Source organism: Vibrio palustris (assembly GCF_024346995.1).
Taxonomy (GTDB): Bacteria; Pseudomonadota; Gammaproteobacteria; order Enterobacterales; family Vibrionaceae; genus Vibrio; species Vibrio palustris.
In genome coordinates this window covers 2,569,647-2,587,236 of sequence record NZ_AP024887.1, presented here as the reverse complement: position 1 = coordinate 2,587,236, position 17,590 = coordinate 2,569,647, and the positions used below count along the sequence as shown (strand labels likewise).

Genomic DNA, 17,590 nt, shown 5'->3' with positions numbered 1-17,590 from the left:
TCAATGTCGTCAGTTGAACCGGAACAACAAAGCCAGCCGTTAATTTCACATCTGCTTGAGTTGCGTAATCGTATTTTACGCAGTGTGGCAGCGGTAATGACCGTTTTCTTAGGGCTGGTTTATTTTTCCAATAAAATTTATGAATTTGTTTCTCAACCATTAGTTGAGCGTTTGCCGTCAGGCGCGAGCATGATCGCGACAGACGTCGCGTCTCCGTTATTTACACCACTCAAGTTAACGTTAATTGTGGCGGTATTTTTAGCGGTGCCGTTTATTCTTTATCAGGTATGGGCCTTTGTTGCGCCTGGCTTATACAAGCATGAACAGCGTTTGATTTTTCCACTTCTCATTTCAAGCTCTCTGTTATTTTATTCAGGAGTCGCGTTTGCATACTTTGTTGTTTTCCCGCTAATTTTTGGTTTCTTTACGACTATTTCATTGGGTGGGGTCGAGTTCATGACCGACATCACCAGTTATTTAGATTTTGTCTTGTCACTCTTTATGGCGTTTGGGATTGCGTTTGAAGTGCCTGTCGCGATTATTTTGTTGTGCTGGACAGGGGCAACAGATGTGCAGAGTTTGAAAGAAAAACGACCTTATATTGTGGTCGCTGCATTCATTATTGGTATGGTGTTAACACCGCCAGATATGATATCGCAAACACTGCTAGCGATTCCAATGTGCTTATTATTTGAAATTGGATTGTTTTTTGCGAGGTTCTATACACGCAGACATACCGATGACGAATCACAAACGACTGAGTAAGAAAAAAGCGACCGCAAGGTCGCTTTTTTACATTATTTTATCGTAACTTTTTCGCCACATTGTGCACAGCGATAGACTTCTTTAATGCCAACTAGTTTTTGTCGCCAAGTTCTATGTTGGCGTTCCAGATGGTTTCTATGATCACATTTGCGATTAGTCGCAGTGTTCTCATGGGGTTCAACGTTGTTAGCCATAAATTTAGTATAATTAGTTATTTATGGCGTAATTTTATACTTCATGCGTATGATTTTATGTGATCAATATCATTGAAAAAAACGTAATTATCAGGTTTGGTGTGTCGTTACTGAGACAAATTAAAAAGTTTTACTGCATTGCGAGTTGTCATGGTATCGACTTGCTCTTCTGAGTAATCTGTTAATGACACAATTCGTTCTAATACCAAACGTGTATAAGCAGGTTCGTTACGTTTACCACGATGTGGAACGGGAGCCAGATAAGGGCAATCCGTTTCTAGAATGACATAATTCATATCCAAATGAGGAATGACTTTGTCCATACCGCCATTTTTAAACGTGGATACGCCGCCCAGCCCTAAGTGAAAGCCAATATCATTAATCGCTTGAGCCTCCTCTAGGCTGCCACCAAAGCAGTGAAATACGCCACGTAAGCGACCATCTTGCTCTTGGCGTAATAGTTCGAGTGTTTCTTGAATACTATTACGAGTATGGATAACGACGGGAAGATCTTTTTCTTTTGCCCAGCGCAACTGAGTGATAAAGGCCTGTTCTTGCTGTGCTTGATAAGTGCTATCCCAATAGAGATCTATGCCAATCTCACCTACGGCAATGAATGGATGTTTATCAAACCACTGGTAAATAGTCTCGAGTGTACTGTCGACATTCTCATCAACGTAACATGGATGCAGTCCCATCATTGAACGACAATGATTTGGGTAGGCTGCCTCAGTGGCAAGCATTGGTTCAATGGATTCTAGATCGATGTTCGGCAATAGAATTTGAGTAATACCTTGCTCTGAGGCGCGCTGCACGACTTCGTCACGGTCGTGATCAAATTCATTGGCATATATATGGGCATGAGTATCTATCATTATACGGTCTCGGTAAAAAACAGTTGTATAAAGTATACGTGAGTCTGGTTCTTTACGTATAGAGGGTTTTAGTAATCAGGTTATGACACTTAATTCTTAGAGTGATATTATGAAAGTACACTTCAAGAGTGCCGCTCAATAACCTGAAGTGCGTATTGCATTTCAGGTGAAAACCAAAGGAGAGTAGCGTGTCTGTATCAATATTAGGCCAGTTCCCTGGCCGTCGTCTTCGTCGAATTCGTAAACATGATTTTAGCCGCCGTCTAGCTGCGGAAAATACTATTTCTGTTAACGATCTGATTTATCCAGTCTTTGTTCTTATGGGAAAAGGTCGACGTGAAGAAGTTGAGTCGATGCCTGGCGTTGATCGTTTATCTATCGATTTGTTGATTGAAGAAGCTCAATATTTGGCAAACTTGGGAGTGCCTGCTTTGGCGTTGTTCCCAGTTGTGAATCAAGAAGTAAAAACATTGGATGCTTGTGAAGCCTACAACCCTGAAGGCTTAATTCAGCGTGCGGTTCGCGAATTGAAATCTCATGTACCTGAAATGGGGATCATCACCGATGTCGCGTTAGACCCTTATACCACGCACGGGCAGGATGGCATCATTGATGAGACGGGCTATGTGCAAAATGACATCACCACTGAAGTGCTGGTCAAACAAGCGTTGTCTCACGCAGACGCCGGTGTGGATATCGTTGCACCATCAGACATGATGGATGGTCGTATTGGTAAAATACGTGCCGCCTTTGAAGAAGCCGGGCATATTAATACACAAATTATGGCGTACTCGGCAAAATACGCGTCTTGTTACTATGGGCCATTTCGCGATGCATTAGGTTCTTCATCTAATTTAAAAGGCGCGAATAAGAAAAATTACCAAATGGATCCGGCAAACAGCGATGAAGCCTTGCACGAAGTTGCTATGGATATTAATGAGGGCGCGGACTCTGTCATGGTGAAACCGGGAATGCCTTATCTTGATGTGGTGCGTCGTGTTAAGACAGAACTGCAGGTTCCTACCTTCGCGTATCAAGTTTCTGGCGAGTATGCGATGCATAAAGCTGCCATTATGAATGGTTGGCTCAAAGAAAAAGAAACCGTCATGGAATCGTTACTCTGCTTTAAGCGTGCAGGTGCCGATGGCATTTTGACGTACTTTGCGAAAGATGTAGCCGAATGGCTTGCTCAAGAAAATGCAGAAACAGCTCAGCACTTGAAGTCAGAATAATGCTCGATTGGTGATGACAAAACCAGCATATTTTATGCTGGTTTTTTTATTGTTAAAGATAAGAAGAGGTCTAGCACGGATGTGGCTTAGATCACTTTTTGTACACCTTTTTAACTGTAATGATAATTTTTCGCATTTAAGTCTTGCTATTTAAATGAGAATAGTTATTATTACATTCGTCTTAGGGAATAAAGCACACACGCTTATTTGATGCATAACTCACCGTCCTTGCAAAGAAAAGCCGTGATACTGATATTCTTTTTGACACGACATTGCTCACATTGCTTCCAGTGTAAATTCGGCTTTCAGGAAAATAACGTCTTATGTTATTTATCCTATATAGCTAAGCGACATCCTCGGGTGTCGCTTTTTTTATGTATGTACGATCCCGTAAACTATCCTCCTAGCATTGAGAGGGCTTTCTATAGATTGATCGGTGTTGAATAAACCTTCTGCAATAAGATCCTGACATTCCTCTAATATTCAAAATAAGATGCCAATATATTGTCCACAGTGGTCGATCGGGTGAGGATCCTTTGTAAGTCTTTGGATCTTTAAAAATGTTTAATATTATCAATAATTTAAATCTATATATCTGAGTGTTTAAGACCGTTTAATAACCAGTGGATAAAAACTATGAACAGAGTTATCCACAGAGGGGTGCTGTGTTGCAGAATAATTGAACGAGAAAAATTTGGGTTGTAACTATGTTGTCAATGGAAACCCGACGATAGTCGTGGCATTCTACGCGATAAACCGATTTCTTATTTGGACAACATTAAATTATGGCTCGCATTCCTGAAAATCCGCTGATTTTGATCGATGGCTCTTCTTATCTCTACCGTGCATTTCATGCCTATCCAGGCACGATGAGTAATGGTGACATACCGACCAATGCTGTATTCGGTGTTGTGAATATGGTTCGTAGCCTAATGCGTCAGTTTTCTTCTGAGCGTATTGCCGTCGTTTTTGATGCTAAAGGCAAAACATTTCGAGACGAGATGTATGCAGAATATAAAGCGAATCGTCCTCCAATGCCTGATGAGTTGCGTTGCCAGATAGAGCCTTTACACGCGATTATCAAAGCGCTCGGTTTACCGCTGATTTGTCATGAGGGAGTAGAGGCCGATGATGTGATTGGGACTTTAGCCTCGCAAGCCTCACATGCTGGTTTGCCGGTGCTGATCAGTACCGGTGATAAAGATATGGCTCAGCTTGTGGATGACAATGTGACGCTAATCAATACGATGACCAATGTTGTGATGGACCGTGACGGTGTTGTCGATAAATTTGGTATTCCGCCTGAGTTGATCATCGATTACTTAGCCTTAATGGGCGATAAAGTGGATAATATTCCTGGTGTTCCTGGAGTCGGGACTAAAACGGCGACGGCGTTGTTACAAGGGATCGGTGGGCTAAAAGAGTTGTACAACAATCTTGATGCAATTGCAGACTTAGGCTTCCGTGGCTCAAAAACGATGGCGAAAAAGCTAATCGACAATAAGAAAGAAGCGGAGCTTTCTTATGAACTGGCGACGATTAAACTCGATGTTGAAATGGATTTGGCACCTCACGATCTCGATAAAACGAAACCTGATGTGGATGCCCTGATTGAATTATATGGAAAAATGGCCTTTAAATCATGGCTTGCTGAACTACTAGATGGTGGTGATGGCGTAGTCGTCGCAGATGAAAAATCAGGTGCTGGTCGTTATCAGGCCGCAGATAAAGCGGCTCCACAAGCCAATGCTGCGAAGATTGATCGCAGCCAGTATGTCACTATTTTGGATGAAGCGACATTCACTGAGTGGCTGGAAAAACTCAAGTCCGCAGAGGTTGTTGCATTTGATACCGAGACCGATAGCTTAAACTATATGGTTGCTAATTTAGTTGGCGTGTCATTTGCGATTGAAGAAGGGCTGGCCGCGTATGTTCCTGTGGCTCACGATTACCTTGATGCGCCAACACAATTGGGGCGTGATTGGGTATTAGAGCAATTAAAACCACTATTGGAAGATGCCAACCTTGCCAAGGTTGGACAGAACCTTAAATATGATATGAGTGTACTGGCTCGTTATAATATCCACATGCAAGGTATCAAGCATGACACTATGCTCGCATCCTATGTCTACAATAGTGTAGGCGGTAAGCATGATATGGATAGCTTAGCATTACGTTTTTTACAGCACAGCTGCATTTCGTTCGAACAAATTGCGGGCAAAGGTAAGGCGCAACTGACGTTTAATCAAATTGATTTAGATGAAGCCGGGCCGTATGCAGCAGAAGATGCTGATGTGACTTTGCGTTTACACAATGCACTGCAACAGCAAATGATAGGTGATGGGTCATTAGAAACCATTTATAACGATATAGAGATCCCTTTGGTTCCGGTTTTATCACGTATGGAACGGACGGGTGTGTTCATTGATGACATGCTGTTAGGGGCCCAGTCTCAAGAACTCTCTTTACGTCTTGATGAGTTAGAGCAAAAGGCTTACGACATCGCAGGACAAGAATTTAATCTTGGCTCGCCTAAGCAATTACAAGCGATTCTATTCGATAAAATGGAATTGCCAGTTGTGAAGAAAACGCCTTCAGGCGCTCCATCGACTAATGAAGAAGTATTACAAGAGTTGGCGTTAGATTACCCACTCCCTGCCGTGCTCCTAGAGTACCGTGGTCTGGCAAAATTAAAATCGACCTATACCGATAAACTACCGAAAATGATTAATGCGGAAACAGGGCGAGTCCATACGTCTTATCATCAAGCGGTGACGGCAACGGGACGTTTATCATCGACAGAGCCAAACTTACAGAATATTCCAGTACGTAATGAAGAAGGGCGTCGTATTCGCCAAGCATTTGTTGCCCCCCATGGCCATAAAATCATGGCGGTCGATTACTCGCAAATCGAGTTACGTATTATGGCCCATTTATCGGGTGATGCTGCGCTATTGTCAGCCTTTAAAGAGGGGAAAGACATTCACTCGGCAACCGCGGCAGAAATTTTAGGAGTGACGATTGATCAAGTGACGAGCGAGCAACGTCGTAAGGCGAAAGCCGTTAACTTTGGTTTAATCTATGGCATGAGTGCCTTTGGTTTGGCTAAGCAGCTAGGGATCCCTCGTCATGAAGCTCAGCACTACATGGATACGTATTTTGAACGTTATCCAGGCGTGATGCAGTATATGGAAGACACACGCAGCCGAGCGTCTGCACAAGGCTATGTCGAAACAATTTATGGGCGTCGTCTACATTTACCAGAAATTTCTTCACGTAATGGTATGCGTCGTAAAGCAGCTGAGCGTGCTGCAATCAATGCTCCGATGCAAGGGACCGCAGCGGATATCATTAAAAAAGCCATGCTATTGGTGGATGAGTGGATTGAAAATGAAGGGGACGGTCGGGTACGTCTTTTAATGCAGGTTCACGATGAACTGGTTTTAGAAGTCCAAGAGCAACACTTGGCTGAAATTGAAACAAAAGTACGTGATCTTATGGAGTCTGCAGCACAACTTGAGGTGCCACTTATCGCGGAAGCTGGACACGGCGATAATTGGGAGCAGGCTCACTAAGCCCAGACTGCAACGGTGCATGTTAAAAAGCGAACGTCGCGACGCTCGCTTTTTTTATTTCGAGTCATGCATAAAACGTTTTCTATTTGCCTATTTCATAAAAAGTTAATGAAAAAAACTTACAAAAATGGTTTTCATTTCTGAGCAATTGTTGTACATTATCTCTTGTAGGGTACAGAGGTAAGATGTTCTATCTTTCAGACCTTTTGTTTCACGTTATTGGATTAGGCTGATTCAGCCGCCCCAGTCAGTTTTTGACTGGGGCGTTTTTTATTGTGCAAACCCCTTTCTACAACTGCCTTCCCAGCATATCTATATTGTTTTTATTCCTCGTTACAAAGCGATTTTTGTCCCATTATTTTTTGTCTACGCTTGAGCGATAGGTGATGCGCTTAGGCAATATCATGTTTGAATAAATTTAACAGTTTTGTAATAAAACTTCAGTTTTAGCCCTAAAATGGCGCGCTATGATAAGTTAAGGTGCAAGGGGGTCGCGTAGCTAAGGGCACGTAAGGGCGATGAGAGACTCGCTGAGATTTAGATTTGCACTTTACTGGTGCGTTTGAGCCGAATATAAAAAAACCTCACTAAGTCGTGAGGTTTTTTTGAAACAGAGCAGGAGTTAACCATGCATTATTCTTGTTCATCGACGCCGGTGTCTTCTATATCGATAAGCGTGTCTTCTGCATTTACTGCATACCACTCATCAAGACGCTGTCTGAGAATATCCACACCTTGGCCGTTTGATGATGAGAACGCTGCAACTTGCACGTCTCCGCCCATGGTTGCGACGTCTTTACGGACCATTAATTCTTGAGCTTTGCGTGCGCCGCTTTTGAGTTTGTCTGCTTTAGTGAGTAATACTTGTACTGGGATATGGCAATCAATCGCCCAGCCAACTAATTGTCGGTCGAGATCTTTCATTGGGTGGCGAATATCCATTAAGACAACCAATCCTTTAAGATTTTCACGTTTTTGTAAGTATTCACCTAATGACTTCTGCCATTTCTTCTTCATTTCAAGCGGGACTTGAGCAAAACCGTAGCCGGGTAAATCGACAATATGACAACTGTCTGTCACTTTGAACAAGTTAATTAGCTGGGTACGGCCTGGTGTTTTACTGGTTTTTGCCAAGGCTTTTTGGTTCGTTAAACGATTTAGTGCGCTTGATTTGCCAGCATTTGAGCGACCCGCAAATGCAATTTCAACACCGACGTCATCAGGTAGGTGGCGAATATCTGGGGCACTGGTGACGAATTGGGTGTTCTGATAATGAATTTTTGCGTTCACTCTAGTTACTCCATCTTTACGGATTCAAGGTATTGGTTATTGCTGACAATGGTCTGTGCTATCCACAGAACCAGCGATTATACCATGAGTGCTTTTAATAAAAACGAATAACTCACTTTGAGCTTTATATTTTATCTAGCTCGAGTCCATGAAACGTACCGCGTAGTATGGTTGTTTGATTCTATCTGGAGAAATATCGCTTTTTTATACTTTGTAGTGCGAAATAAAACAAGCTTTCGCAGTGTGTCTAACTCTTATTGAGTCATGCTTGAACTATTCATATAGCCCATTACTTTCAAACGTGGAATTCACATTATTAATTGTGTGTTGATGTACGGAGCCTCACAAAGGAAGGGAACTTGAATGTCGATATATAAAAAAAGCATGTTAGCCACTGCATTGTTACTCAGCAGTACGACGCTCGCACTGGCCAGTAATCCAATTATTAAACATATTTATACCGCTGATCCGTCGGCGGCTGTATTTGACGATACGGTTTACATCTATACCGGTCATGATCAAGCAGAAGTAACGGATACAGGTTATCGAATGTATGATTGGCATGTATTTTCGTCGCAGGATCTTGTGAATTGGCAAGATCATGGCCCCGCCCTCTCTTTAGAGGACTTTAGTTGGGCATCGGCCGATGCTTGGGCTGGCGAGGTCATCAAGCGGGGAGATAAATATTATTGGTATGTGCCTGTCAATAATGACCGTGATGGCTGGTTTGGTATTGGTGTGGCGGAGAGTGATTCTCCAAGCGGGCCATTTCATGATGCGTTAGGACATGCCTTGATTACCGATAGCATGACGCCAAATGAAACTTTAGATATTGATCCCACGGTATTTATTGATAACCAAGGGCAAGCCTACATGTTTTGGGGCAATGCCACTGACGGTGGCTTAATTAAAGCCGTGAAACTGAAAGAGAACATGGTCGAGCTTGATGGAGACATACAAACCATTGGTAATGATCAGGTCCCTTGGTTTACCGAAGCGCCTTATGTACATGAACGCAACGGTACGTATTACTTATCTTATGCTGCTGGGTGGCCGGAGCGGATTGTCTATTCCACCTCCACCAACCCTATGGGGCCTTATCGTTATCAAGGGATCATTTTAGAGGCGGATGATGTCAATTCCCCAACGAGCCATCAGTCAATCATTACCTATCATGATCAATCTTATCTTGTTTATCACAATGCAGAATTACCGGATGGCGGAGAATATCGGCGTAGTGTGGCAATGGATAAGTTGGAATATGATCAATCAGGTCATATTAAAAAAGTTATTCCAACCCAGCAAGGCGTCGGAACGCCTGGATTGTCAGGGGAGTTCGTGGTCAAAAATAGGCTAAGTGAGCGTTGTTTACAGCCGAATCAAGATAGCATGAAGCTGGTTCAGCATAGTTGTAATGCAACCGTCAATCAGACGTTTCAATTGCGTCATACTTTAGATGATCGGTATAAGCTGATACATAAAAAAACTGGACAAGTACTCGATATTCGCTCTTCTTCGACAGACAATGGAGCGCTTGCGGTATTGCGTCCTGATAGTAATAGTATGAGTCAATATTGGAATATTACTCAGCAGGATACGCCACAGGCTTTCCATGTGAAAAATAGTCAGAGCCAAAAGTTATTAGAGAGTATTAATGCGGTAACGACGCAAGATGCGGTTGTTGGTCAGTGGCAAAATAACGGAGGGTATCAACAAGATTGGTTACTACTGCGTGCCAATGCAACCACCATTACTCCCGTTGGATGGGAGGACAGCCAATTATCGTTTCGTGCGAATGGCGTATGGCTAGAGACGAATCCGACCCCTGCAACATCGAGCCAATTTAAAGTTGTTGCTGGGCTTGCTGACCCGCAAGGTATCTCTTTTGAATCAGTCAGCCATCCGGGATATTATTTGCGTCATCGTAATTTTTCTTTATATATGGAGTATAATAAAGGAAATACGTTTGCCGCAGATGCCACTTTTTATCGACGTCAAGGGTTATCGAATCCTGATAAAACCTCGTATGAGTCGTATAATTACCCGCAGTATTTTATTCGCCATAAAAACTACCAACTCGTGGTAGAAACGCTCTCATCGGATCTCGATAAAGCGGATGCAACCTTTCACGAAATGTGAGACTAGGTGTTTTGCTTGAAATGATGCAAAAAACGACAGCGGCGGCTGTCGTTTTTTGCAATAAGCGGGAATTTGGTTGTAAAGTCTCCACTCTGAGGTGGATTTCTGGTATGTTGCGCATCCCATTCAAGGAGTCCAGGTTATGCATTTATGCCCTTTGTGTCATGGTGAGAAAACGACCGCCTATTTTTCGGATGAGGTGCGTGACTATCTACAATGCGTACGATGTTCATTGGTATTTGTTCACCCTGAACAGCGGTTAGATGCAGCGCGAGAAAAAGCGTTTTATGACCTGCATGAAAATAATCCCCAAGATATGGGGTATCGACGGTTTCTATCACGAGTGAGTACTCCACTCCTTGAACGGTTAAGCCCTCATTCTCAGGGGCTAGATTTTGGATGTGGGCCCGGGCCTACATTGTCTGTGATGCTTGAAGAAGCCGGACATAAAGTTGCGTTATACGACATTTTTTTCCATCCTGATAAAGAGTCGTTGCGACATACTTATGATTTTATGACTGCTACGGAAGTGATTGAGCATCTACATGATCCTCATCAGGTGTGGCAGCAATGGTTGAATTTGGTTAAGCCGAAAGGCTGGATTGGTCTTATGACCAAGATGGTACAAAATGTGGAAGCATTTGCTGGATGGCACTATAAAAACGATCTAACCCATGTGGTGTTTTTTAGTCGCGAAACCTTCCAGTTTTTGGCTGAGCGGGATAAGCTCGAACTTGAATTTATTGGCAATGATGTAATTCTACTGAGGAAGGCCCAGCAATGAGTCGCTCAAAAAAATCCAGAAAACCTGGAGCTAATAGCAGTGCTGAAATAATTGTTACTCGTAATCGTAGCGAAGCTGATCAAGATGGTCGTCTCCGTAAACGATTGAAAAAACGTAAAGGCTTGAAAACAGGCCAGCGTCATTCAACGGCTCAAGATGAGCAGGCGAATAAAGGCGGTCAAAAACGTGATGCTCGTTTGGGTAGCAAGAAAAAAATACCACTCATCGTGGAAGCACCTAAAAAACAGACTAAACAAGAACGTCGTGTCTCCGCAGCACAAGAGCTAGAGATGCTGGAAAATGATGCGCAACTTGCTGTATTAATGACTCGCCTTGAAAACGGTGAGAAGTTAGGTGTAGGTTTACAAAAGTATGTTGATGAAAAACTTGATCGTATTGAAATCTTAATGGATCAATTGGGTCTGTTTGATGATGTAGAAGATGACGCAGAGGAAGAAGTTCCGGCCGCGCCTTCACAGCCATCGAAAAAACAGTCAGCACCTAAGTCGGATGATGATTTATTAAGTCAGTTTCAAGGTATCGACATCGACAGCTACAAATAAGGTCGTACTATGAATATTATCCTGTTATCCGTTGTTGCTTGTGTCATTATTGCGGGACTTGCTGCATACGCGGGATATTTATTATTCCAGCTTAAGCAGCAAAAAAAGTTGCAAGCCCATCACCGTGCGATTGCGATTGAAAAACGTAATGCGAACATCTTTGAAAGCGTAAATGTCTTATGTATGACTGGTATCCAAGGTCAATGTGATCTCTCTGAGATCAGCATTCGTGTTTACTGTATTATGGATTATTTACAGGGTGACGAGCGGGTACAAAATTTTGATGATGAGTATCCAGCCATCGCTGAGCTATATCATGTGGTGAAAGATATGGCGCGCGGGGAATCTCGCCAAGAGTTACCGAAACGCGACCGTATGCAGCAAAATTTCACTCGCATGAAAGCCGAATCTCGTTTGAATGACTCGATTGTTGAAGAATTGAAAGCGTTAAAACAACGTATCGCGCCTCTCAATAATCAAATTTCTATTCAAATGGTATAAATATCGTCGGTGGGTTGGGTTAGTGATCAAGCTAGCAAAACCGAACATTTAGACCCCATCTTGTTCATTTTGCCACACGCCTAAGTCTTGTCGTGTGGCAAACTATTCATTCTGTGTTTCATTGTGGAAATTACCTTCATGTCATCGTCAGTTGTACCGAGTCAGCAAGTGGTTTGGGATCAGGATATTCTCAACAAATACAACTATTCAGGTCCTCGTTATACGTCGTATCCTACCGCCCTAGAATTCCATGAGGCCTTTACCAGTGCAGAGCTTGATATGGCATGTACGGAATACCCTGAGCGCCCATTATCCCTCTATATTCATATCCCATTTTGTCACAAGCTCTGTTACTACTGCGGATGTAATAAAATCGTGACAAGGCATGCTGAAAAAGCCGATGAATATTTGGATGTACTCGATCAAGAGATACGTCAACGTGCGGCTTTGTTGCAAAACCGTACCGTGACGCAGCTGCATTTTGGTGGTGGTACACCAACATTCCTGACTAAACCGCAAATCACGCGTGTGATGTCGGTGGTGCATGAAGAATTTACGTTTTCAGATGATGCCGAAATTAGTATTGAAATCGACCCACGAGAAATCGAGCTCGATATTCTTGATCATTTAAGAGCTGAAGGTTTTAACCGCATCAGTATTGGTGTACAAGATTTTAATAAAGACGTGCAGGTGAAAATTAACCGTGAGCAAGATGAATCTTTCATTGTTGCAATGGTAGAGCGAGCAGCCCAGTTGGGGTTCCGCTCAACTAACCTTGATCTTGTGTATGGATTACCGTTGCAAACAGCGGATAGCTTTATGGATACATTAAAGCGTGTGGTTGAGGTGCACCCTGGGCGCCTATCCGTGTTTAACTATGCGCATATGCCACGCTTATTCCCCGCACAGCGTAAAATCCATGATGAGGATTTACCGCAGCCAGAAGAAAAAATGAAAATTTTGCAAAATACCATCGAGTATTTGACGCATGCTGGTTACCAGTTCATTGGTATGGATCACTTTGCTTTACCAGATGATGAGTTAGCGTTAGCGCAGCGTGAAGGCCGTTTACATCGCAACTTCCAAGGGTATACCACGCAAGGTGAATGTGATTTAGTTGGCTTTGGGGTATCTGCAATTTCTATGATCGGTAATACCTATTCACAGAACCAAAAAGAATTGAAAAAATATTATCAGCAAATGGATCAATTACGTCATGCTTTATGGAAAGGGGTTTCGCTTGATGATGATGATCTCATTCGACGTGAGGTCATTAAGCTATTGATGTGTAATTTCAAGCTTGATAAGCAGGCGATAGAGTCTGAGTTTGGAGTTACGTTTTCTCACTACTTCCAGCAAGATCTTGAATTAATGCAAACCTTTATCGATGATGGTTTGGTGGTTACCAGCGAGCGTTATTTAGAGGTGACCCTAAAAGGGCGATTATTGATTAGGAACATTTGTATGTGCTTTGACCGTTATTTACGTCAGCAAGCGCGACAACAACAGTTTTCCCGAGTGATTTAACAAAAAAAACCAGCGTTTAGACGCTGGTTTTTTTATGTAATAGCGACTTTCTTACTCGGGTAATAAGGATAATGCCTTACGGCTCACATCCTGCGCTGCCTGAGTTTTATTCTGCTGCGCCAGCACTTCAGATAAACGAGAGTAATCAGCAATGCTTGTACGGATTGAAAGTGCTTGTTCTAAATGAAACTGTGCGTCTGACCAATTGTTTTGATACTCATACAGTTTAGCAATAGCGCTATGGGCTTCCGCGTTATGGGCGTTTTTCGCCAACACTCGCAATAACAATTTTTTCGCATCTTGTTGGTGTACTTGAGGAACCTCAGCAATCAACATATAGAGTTGCGTTGAAGGTGAGCTCTTCATGACGCGTGTTATAAAGGGTAGTGCCTCTTTGCCCTCACTGACGTTAAGCAAGTGCCTCGCGACAGCTGCTGTAATCACCGCGTTTTTCTTGTCGTGTCGGTTTAGGGTTTCCCAGTGTTCAATCAAATCATGACTGTTATTGCGCTTAGCTATGTCTGCTAAAACACCGACATGAGCAGTCTCTAATAACTCTCTATTTTCGGCTTCAGTGAGATGGTTAAACTTACGCAGCTTAGGCAAAATTTCAATTAATGGTTGCCACCTATGTAAGGTGATATAACAGCGCTTGAGTAAGTTCAGTAAAATCGGATTATTGGGCGCATCGGGTTGTAGGCTTTGTAGCGTTTTCAGTCCTAGAGAGATATGCCCATCGTTAACTTGTTGTTTAGCACGAGTCAGTTCTACCGCTAATTTAGCATGGTTCTGCTCATTGGCGAGCGCTAAGTAGTGATCGCGTTTTTTAATATTGCCTAAGTTATCTGCCGCTTCTGACGCCATAAGATAGCAGAGTAAAGGGTTATCATGATGTTTAGCCCAGCGAATGACTTTTTTCTCAGCTTGTTTAAAGTCGCCTTCAATGAGCTTAATGATACCTTCATTCGTAAGACGGCGAGAACGACGAATTTTACGAATGGTGAACCAATTAAAGGTTTTGAAAGTACTACTGAGCACTTTTTTAACGATAAACTCCAGAGCGAAGATAGCGATCAATAAACCCACAACCATAATAACTAAGGTCGTAACACTCATTTCAATGGTTTTATTGGCGATAGAAATGAGTACATAGCCTTGTTGTCCTGAGTACTCAGAGCCGACGAACAGCCCAAGCCCCAGAATAATAAACAGTACAATCGCTCGGATCATGATTTATCCTCCGATGTTAATGAGGATACTTGGCGACGTAGACGTTCGTGTATGAGCGTTGACAGTTTGGCTTGTGATTCTAGCTTAGCCGGATAGTCCACCTTGACTTGTTTGTCGGCAAGTGTGGTTAAGGTATGACGAAAGCTCGTCACGCTATGATCGCTGTCACTAAAGAAGCGTCCCGCCCAATCACTTGCCGTATTTAACGTTTCAGAATAGACCTTTTGCTGGTGGTTATACACGGCACGAATCGCTGTCTCGAGCTTGGCCTTCATGTTTTCACGCAAATAGAAATCTTGCTTAGGTGACAACAGTGGAACGGCATTACCATCGCGAGTGCGGAAGGTAATAAAGTGGCTAGTAAAATCTTTGAGTGACGTCCATAAGTTTTGTTGCCAGTCATTGATATTGGTAGAAACCGTTTGTGTCTCTGTGGCTTTGGCTTTGGGTATAATGGCGTTAGCAATAGGGAGTGAGTCGACTTTACGCTCCAGGCTGCTCAGGCGTAATACTAAGCCATCTTGATCAATGAGCGGAATGGCTTTAAGTGCCGTAATATCATTGGCCATGGCTTGACGTAAAGACGTTAAGCTTGGATCGTTGAGTGCGGCGATACGCTCGTCGGCACTCTCCATTAGAGCAACTGCCGTGCTTGGGTCATGCTCTAGGTATAATTTACGTCCTGCCAGTTTTACGAAGTAATCAGCTTCGGCAAGTAACCAATCATTAGAGCGATTGCCTTTTAGCTTAGCGATGGCCATTTGTAAGCTATCTAGACTTTTCTGTTGTTGATCCAATGTTGTTTTTAACGTGTCTTGCAAATGTTTTGCTTGTTGATCAAATTGTTGCTGTGCGTTATCTAGCTTGGATTGCAAGGCGCTCTGGTTACGTTGCAAAGCCGTGTTTAATTGGGCAATCTGGCGTTGATACTGTTGGTTTTTATGGTAACTGTATGCCCCTAAACCACCACCAAAGACAAGAGAAATGACAATCGCTATTGCCCCTAAGCGCGCGCCTTTTTTTGAGATTGATGAAGAGGGTGGCACAGAGTTTGAAGTGTGGGTGTTTTTGCTAGTGTCCGCTGTATTTGAGTCAGTAGCGGTGGTTGACGAATGATGGTTACTTGTCATTGCTTGAGTCCTGTTGGTTAGGGCTGAGGGCCGCCACTAAATCTGTATTATGTGCACTACCGCTGACAATAATCTGTGTAAAGCCGAGCGTGTCAGCATAGTCGGCAATGCGTTTGCTCGGCACTAATAACGTTTGCTGAGTAGGCCAGTTTGTCTCGATATCTTTAAATAAACCCATAAAGAGTGTGAGCTGTTGTTGGCTTGTGATCACTAAGGTATCGATCCCCATGGCTTGCCACTCAGTCAGGCGCTGTTTTGCCAGTATAGGTACGTTAGTGCGTTGGTATACCTCTTTATAACTGACCTTGGCACCTCGTGCTGCTAGCGTGTCATAGATGATGTCTCGACCTCCATTACCACGTAAAATCACAACATTTTTATCAATAATATCGACCAGTTCAGGGAGAGCAACTAAGTGCTCACTATCACTGATATCTGGAAAGTGTACTGTCTGTCCGCAGGCTTTGCTCAAACATTGTGCGGTTTTTTGACCCACGGCAAAATATCGGCAGGGTTTCGGCCATGATTGTCCTTGTTGTGCCAGCGAGTGGGTGGCAAAACTGACAGCATACTGGCTTACCGCAATAATAATGTCGCTGTTATTAAGAGCGTCATGTAATCCGATAAGCTCATGGCCCGGTTGAATCTCGATCAATGGCTGATGAACGGATTTCATCCCACGGGCATTAAGCATCTGACAGAGTTCTTTGCCAGATTCTTGTGGACGTGTGACCAAAACCTGCTTCATTATATTTACTCGTGCTCTTGATACAGTTTACTAAGAATGTCTCCTGCGCCATCGGCTAAAAGCTGTTGGGCGAGTTGTGTTCCAAGCTGCTGTGCATGGCGACGATCACCGCGAATTTCGCCACGGATAATCTGTGAGCCATCAGGTTCACCAACTAAGGCTCGTAGCCACAACGTATCACCTTCTAAAAGTGAATAACTGCCAATCGGCACCTGACAGCCACCTTGTAATGTATTATTCATTGCGCGCTCACACAGTACGCGATCAGCCGTCTCTGTGTGATTGAGCGGTGCGAGTAAATCACGCAGGTACGTATCGTCTAAACGGCATTCGATACCTACCGCACCTTGGCCTACCGCAGGAAGTGATTGTTCCGGCGTAATATAGCTACGAATACGAGATTCGAGATTGAGGCGTCGCAGGCCAGCAGCTGCGAGAATGATGGCGTCATATTGGCCATCATCAAGTTTACCTAAGCGTGTTCCCACGTTACCACGGAGTTCCTTGATAATGATGTCTGGACGCGACGCTTTTAATTGGCATTGACGACGTAAACTGCATGTCCCCACAACTGCGCCATGTGGCAAAGCATCGATGTCTGGGTAAGTATTTGATACAAATGCATCACGTGGGTCAGCGCGTTCGCAAATCGTCACTAAGCCTAATCCATCAGGAAAGTCGACGGGCACATCTTTTATCGAATGCACAGCTAAATCGGCACGTCCTTCTAACATCGCCACTTCTAATTCTTTCACGAATAAGCCTTTGCCACCCACTTTTGCCAGTGGGCTATCCAAAATGACATCACCGCGCGTCACCATCGTGACCAGTTCGACTTCTAGTCCAGGGTTTGCGGTTTCTAGAGCATCTTTGACATAGTGTGCTTGCCATAATGCAAGCGGGCTTTTACGTGTGGCGATACGAATAGGGCGTGTTTGATTCATGACTTATCCAGCAAAACATTGAAATATGCTTTAATACTATCATTTCCCACGGTAGAAACTCACTAGTGATTGTTTCGGTGTACGCTGCGAAAT

Annotated in this window: 15 protein-coding genes; 9 read left to right on the top strand and 6 right to left on the bottom strand. The window is 43.4% G+C overall.

Annotated elements, in window-relative coordinates; all coding sequences use genetic code 11:
- The first annotated feature begins 3 nt into the window (after positions 1 to 3).
- Entirely contained in the window at positions 4 to 765 is a 762-nt protein-coding gene (gene tatC / locus OCU30_RS12060) for a twin-arginine translocase subunit TatC (protein ID WP_077315453.1), read from the top strand.
- A gap of 301 nt (positions 766 to 1,066) precedes the next feature.
- Here tatC and OCU30_RS12055 read toward each other — a convergent pair whose 3' ends face one another.
- Positions 1,067 to 1,834: a TatD family hydrolase gene (locus OCU30_RS12055; RefSeq protein WP_077315454.1), complete on the bottom strand. Its 768-nt coding sequence runs from the start codon at positions 1,832 to 1,834 to the stop codon at positions 1,067 to 1,069.
- A 188-nt stretch (positions 1,835 to 2,022) separates the two neighbouring features.
- Here OCU30_RS12055 and hemB point away from each other — a divergent pair, with 188 nt between their 5' ends.
- From hemB to spfP, 3 genes are all read left to right on the top strand, one after another.
- On the top strand, positions 2,023 to 3,066 hold the full coding sequence (gene hemB, locus OCU30_RS12050; RefSeq protein WP_077315455.1) for a porphobilinogen synthase: 1,044 nt from the start codon (positions 2,023 to 2,025) through the stop codon (positions 3,064 to 3,066).
- 785 nt (positions 3,067 to 3,851) lie between these two features.
- Positions 3,852 to 6,641 (top strand): DNA polymerase I, encoded by a 2,790-nt coding sequence (gene polA, locus OCU30_RS12045; protein ID WP_077315456.1) that lies wholly within the window; start codon positions 3,852 to 3,854, stop codon positions 6,639 to 6,641.
- A 185-nt stretch (positions 6,642 to 6,826) separates the two neighbouring features.
- The gene (gene spfP, locus OCU30_RS17385) at positions 6,827 to 6,874 is read left to right on the top strand and encodes a small protein SpfP (RefSeq protein WP_438356636.1); all 48 of its coding nucleotides are present in this window, start codon (positions 6,827 to 6,829) and stop codon (positions 6,872 to 6,874) included.
- Positions 6,875 to 7,274: 400 nt separating this feature from the next.
- Here spfP and yihA read toward each other — a convergent pair whose 3' ends face one another.
- Complete coding sequence (gene yihA, locus OCU30_RS12040; RefSeq protein WP_077315457.1) at positions 7,275 to 7,931, bottom strand: ribosome biogenesis GTP-binding protein YihA/YsxC; 657 nt, start codon at positions 7,929 to 7,931, stop codon at positions 7,275 to 7,277.
- 363 nt (positions 7,932 to 8,294) lie between these two features.
- Here yihA and OCU30_RS12035 point away from each other — a divergent pair, with 363 nt between their 5' ends.
- From OCU30_RS12035 to hemN, 5 genes are all read left to right on the top strand, one after another.
- Positions 8,295 to 10,070, top strand: coding sequence for a family 43 glycosylhydrolase (locus OCU30_RS12035; protein WP_077315458.1), 1,776 nt, complete (start codon positions 8,295 to 8,297; stop codon positions 10,068 to 10,070).
- Between the two features lie 142 nt (positions 10,071 to 10,212).
- Positions 10,213 to 10,854: a class I SAM-dependent methyltransferase gene (locus OCU30_RS12030; RefSeq protein ID WP_077315459.1), complete on the top strand. Its 642-nt coding sequence runs from the start codon at positions 10,213 to 10,215 to the stop codon at positions 10,852 to 10,854.
- Positions 10,851 to 11,417: a Der GTPase-activating protein YihI gene (gene yihI / locus OCU30_RS12025; protein WP_077315460.1), complete on the top strand. Its 567-nt coding sequence runs from the start codon at positions 10,851 to 10,853 to the stop codon at positions 11,415 to 11,417. The genes OCU30_RS12030 and yihI overlap by 4 nt, the downstream gene beginning before the upstream one ends.
- Before the next feature lie 9 nt (positions 11,418 to 11,426).
- The gene (locus OCU30_RS12020) at positions 11,427 to 11,918 is read left to right on the top strand and encodes a DUF2489 domain-containing protein (protein WP_077315461.1); all 492 of its coding nucleotides are present in this window, start codon (positions 11,427 to 11,429) and stop codon (positions 11,916 to 11,918) included.
- Between the two features lie 138 nt (positions 11,919 to 12,056).
- Positions 12,057 to 13,445 carry an oxygen-independent coproporphyrinogen III oxidase gene (gene hemN / locus OCU30_RS12015; protein ID WP_077315462.1) on the top strand — a complete coding sequence of 463 codons (1,389 nt, stop codon included), beginning with the start codon at positions 12,057 to 12,059 and terminating at the stop codon, positions 13,443 to 13,445.
- A gap of 51 nt (positions 13,446 to 13,496) precedes the next feature.
- On the opposite strand, the gene OCU30_RS12010 is transcribed toward hemN, so the two are convergent.
- From OCU30_RS12010 to hemC, 4 genes are read right to left on the bottom strand one after another with little or no spacing between them, the layout of a single operon-like run.
- The gene (locus OCU30_RS12010) at positions 13,497 to 14,675 is read right to left on the bottom strand and encodes a heme biosynthesis HemY N-terminal domain-containing protein (protein WP_077315463.1); all 1,179 of its coding nucleotides are present in this window, start codon (positions 14,673 to 14,675) and stop codon (positions 13,497 to 13,499) included.
- Positions 14,672 to 15,805: a uroporphyrinogen-III C-methyltransferase gene (locus tag OCU30_RS12005; protein ID WP_077315464.1), complete on the bottom strand. Its 1,134-nt coding sequence runs from the start codon at positions 15,803 to 15,805 to the stop codon at positions 14,672 to 14,674. Before OCU30_RS12005 ends, OCU30_RS12010 begins: the two co-directional genes overlap by 4 nt.
- Entirely contained in the window at positions 15,795 to 16,553 is a 759-nt protein-coding gene (locus OCU30_RS12000) for a uroporphyrinogen-III synthase (RefSeq protein ID WP_077315465.1), read from the bottom strand. The genes OCU30_RS12005 and OCU30_RS12000 overlap by 11 nt, the downstream gene beginning before the upstream one ends.
- Positions 16,554 to 16,558: 5 nt before the next feature.
- Positions 16,559 to 17,497 carry a hydroxymethylbilane synthase gene (gene hemC / locus OCU30_RS11995; protein WP_077315466.1) on the bottom strand — a complete coding sequence of 313 codons (939 nt, stop codon included), beginning with the start codon at positions 17,495 to 17,497 and terminating at the stop codon, positions 16,559 to 16,561.
- Positions 17,498 to 17,590: the final 93 nt, after the last annotated feature.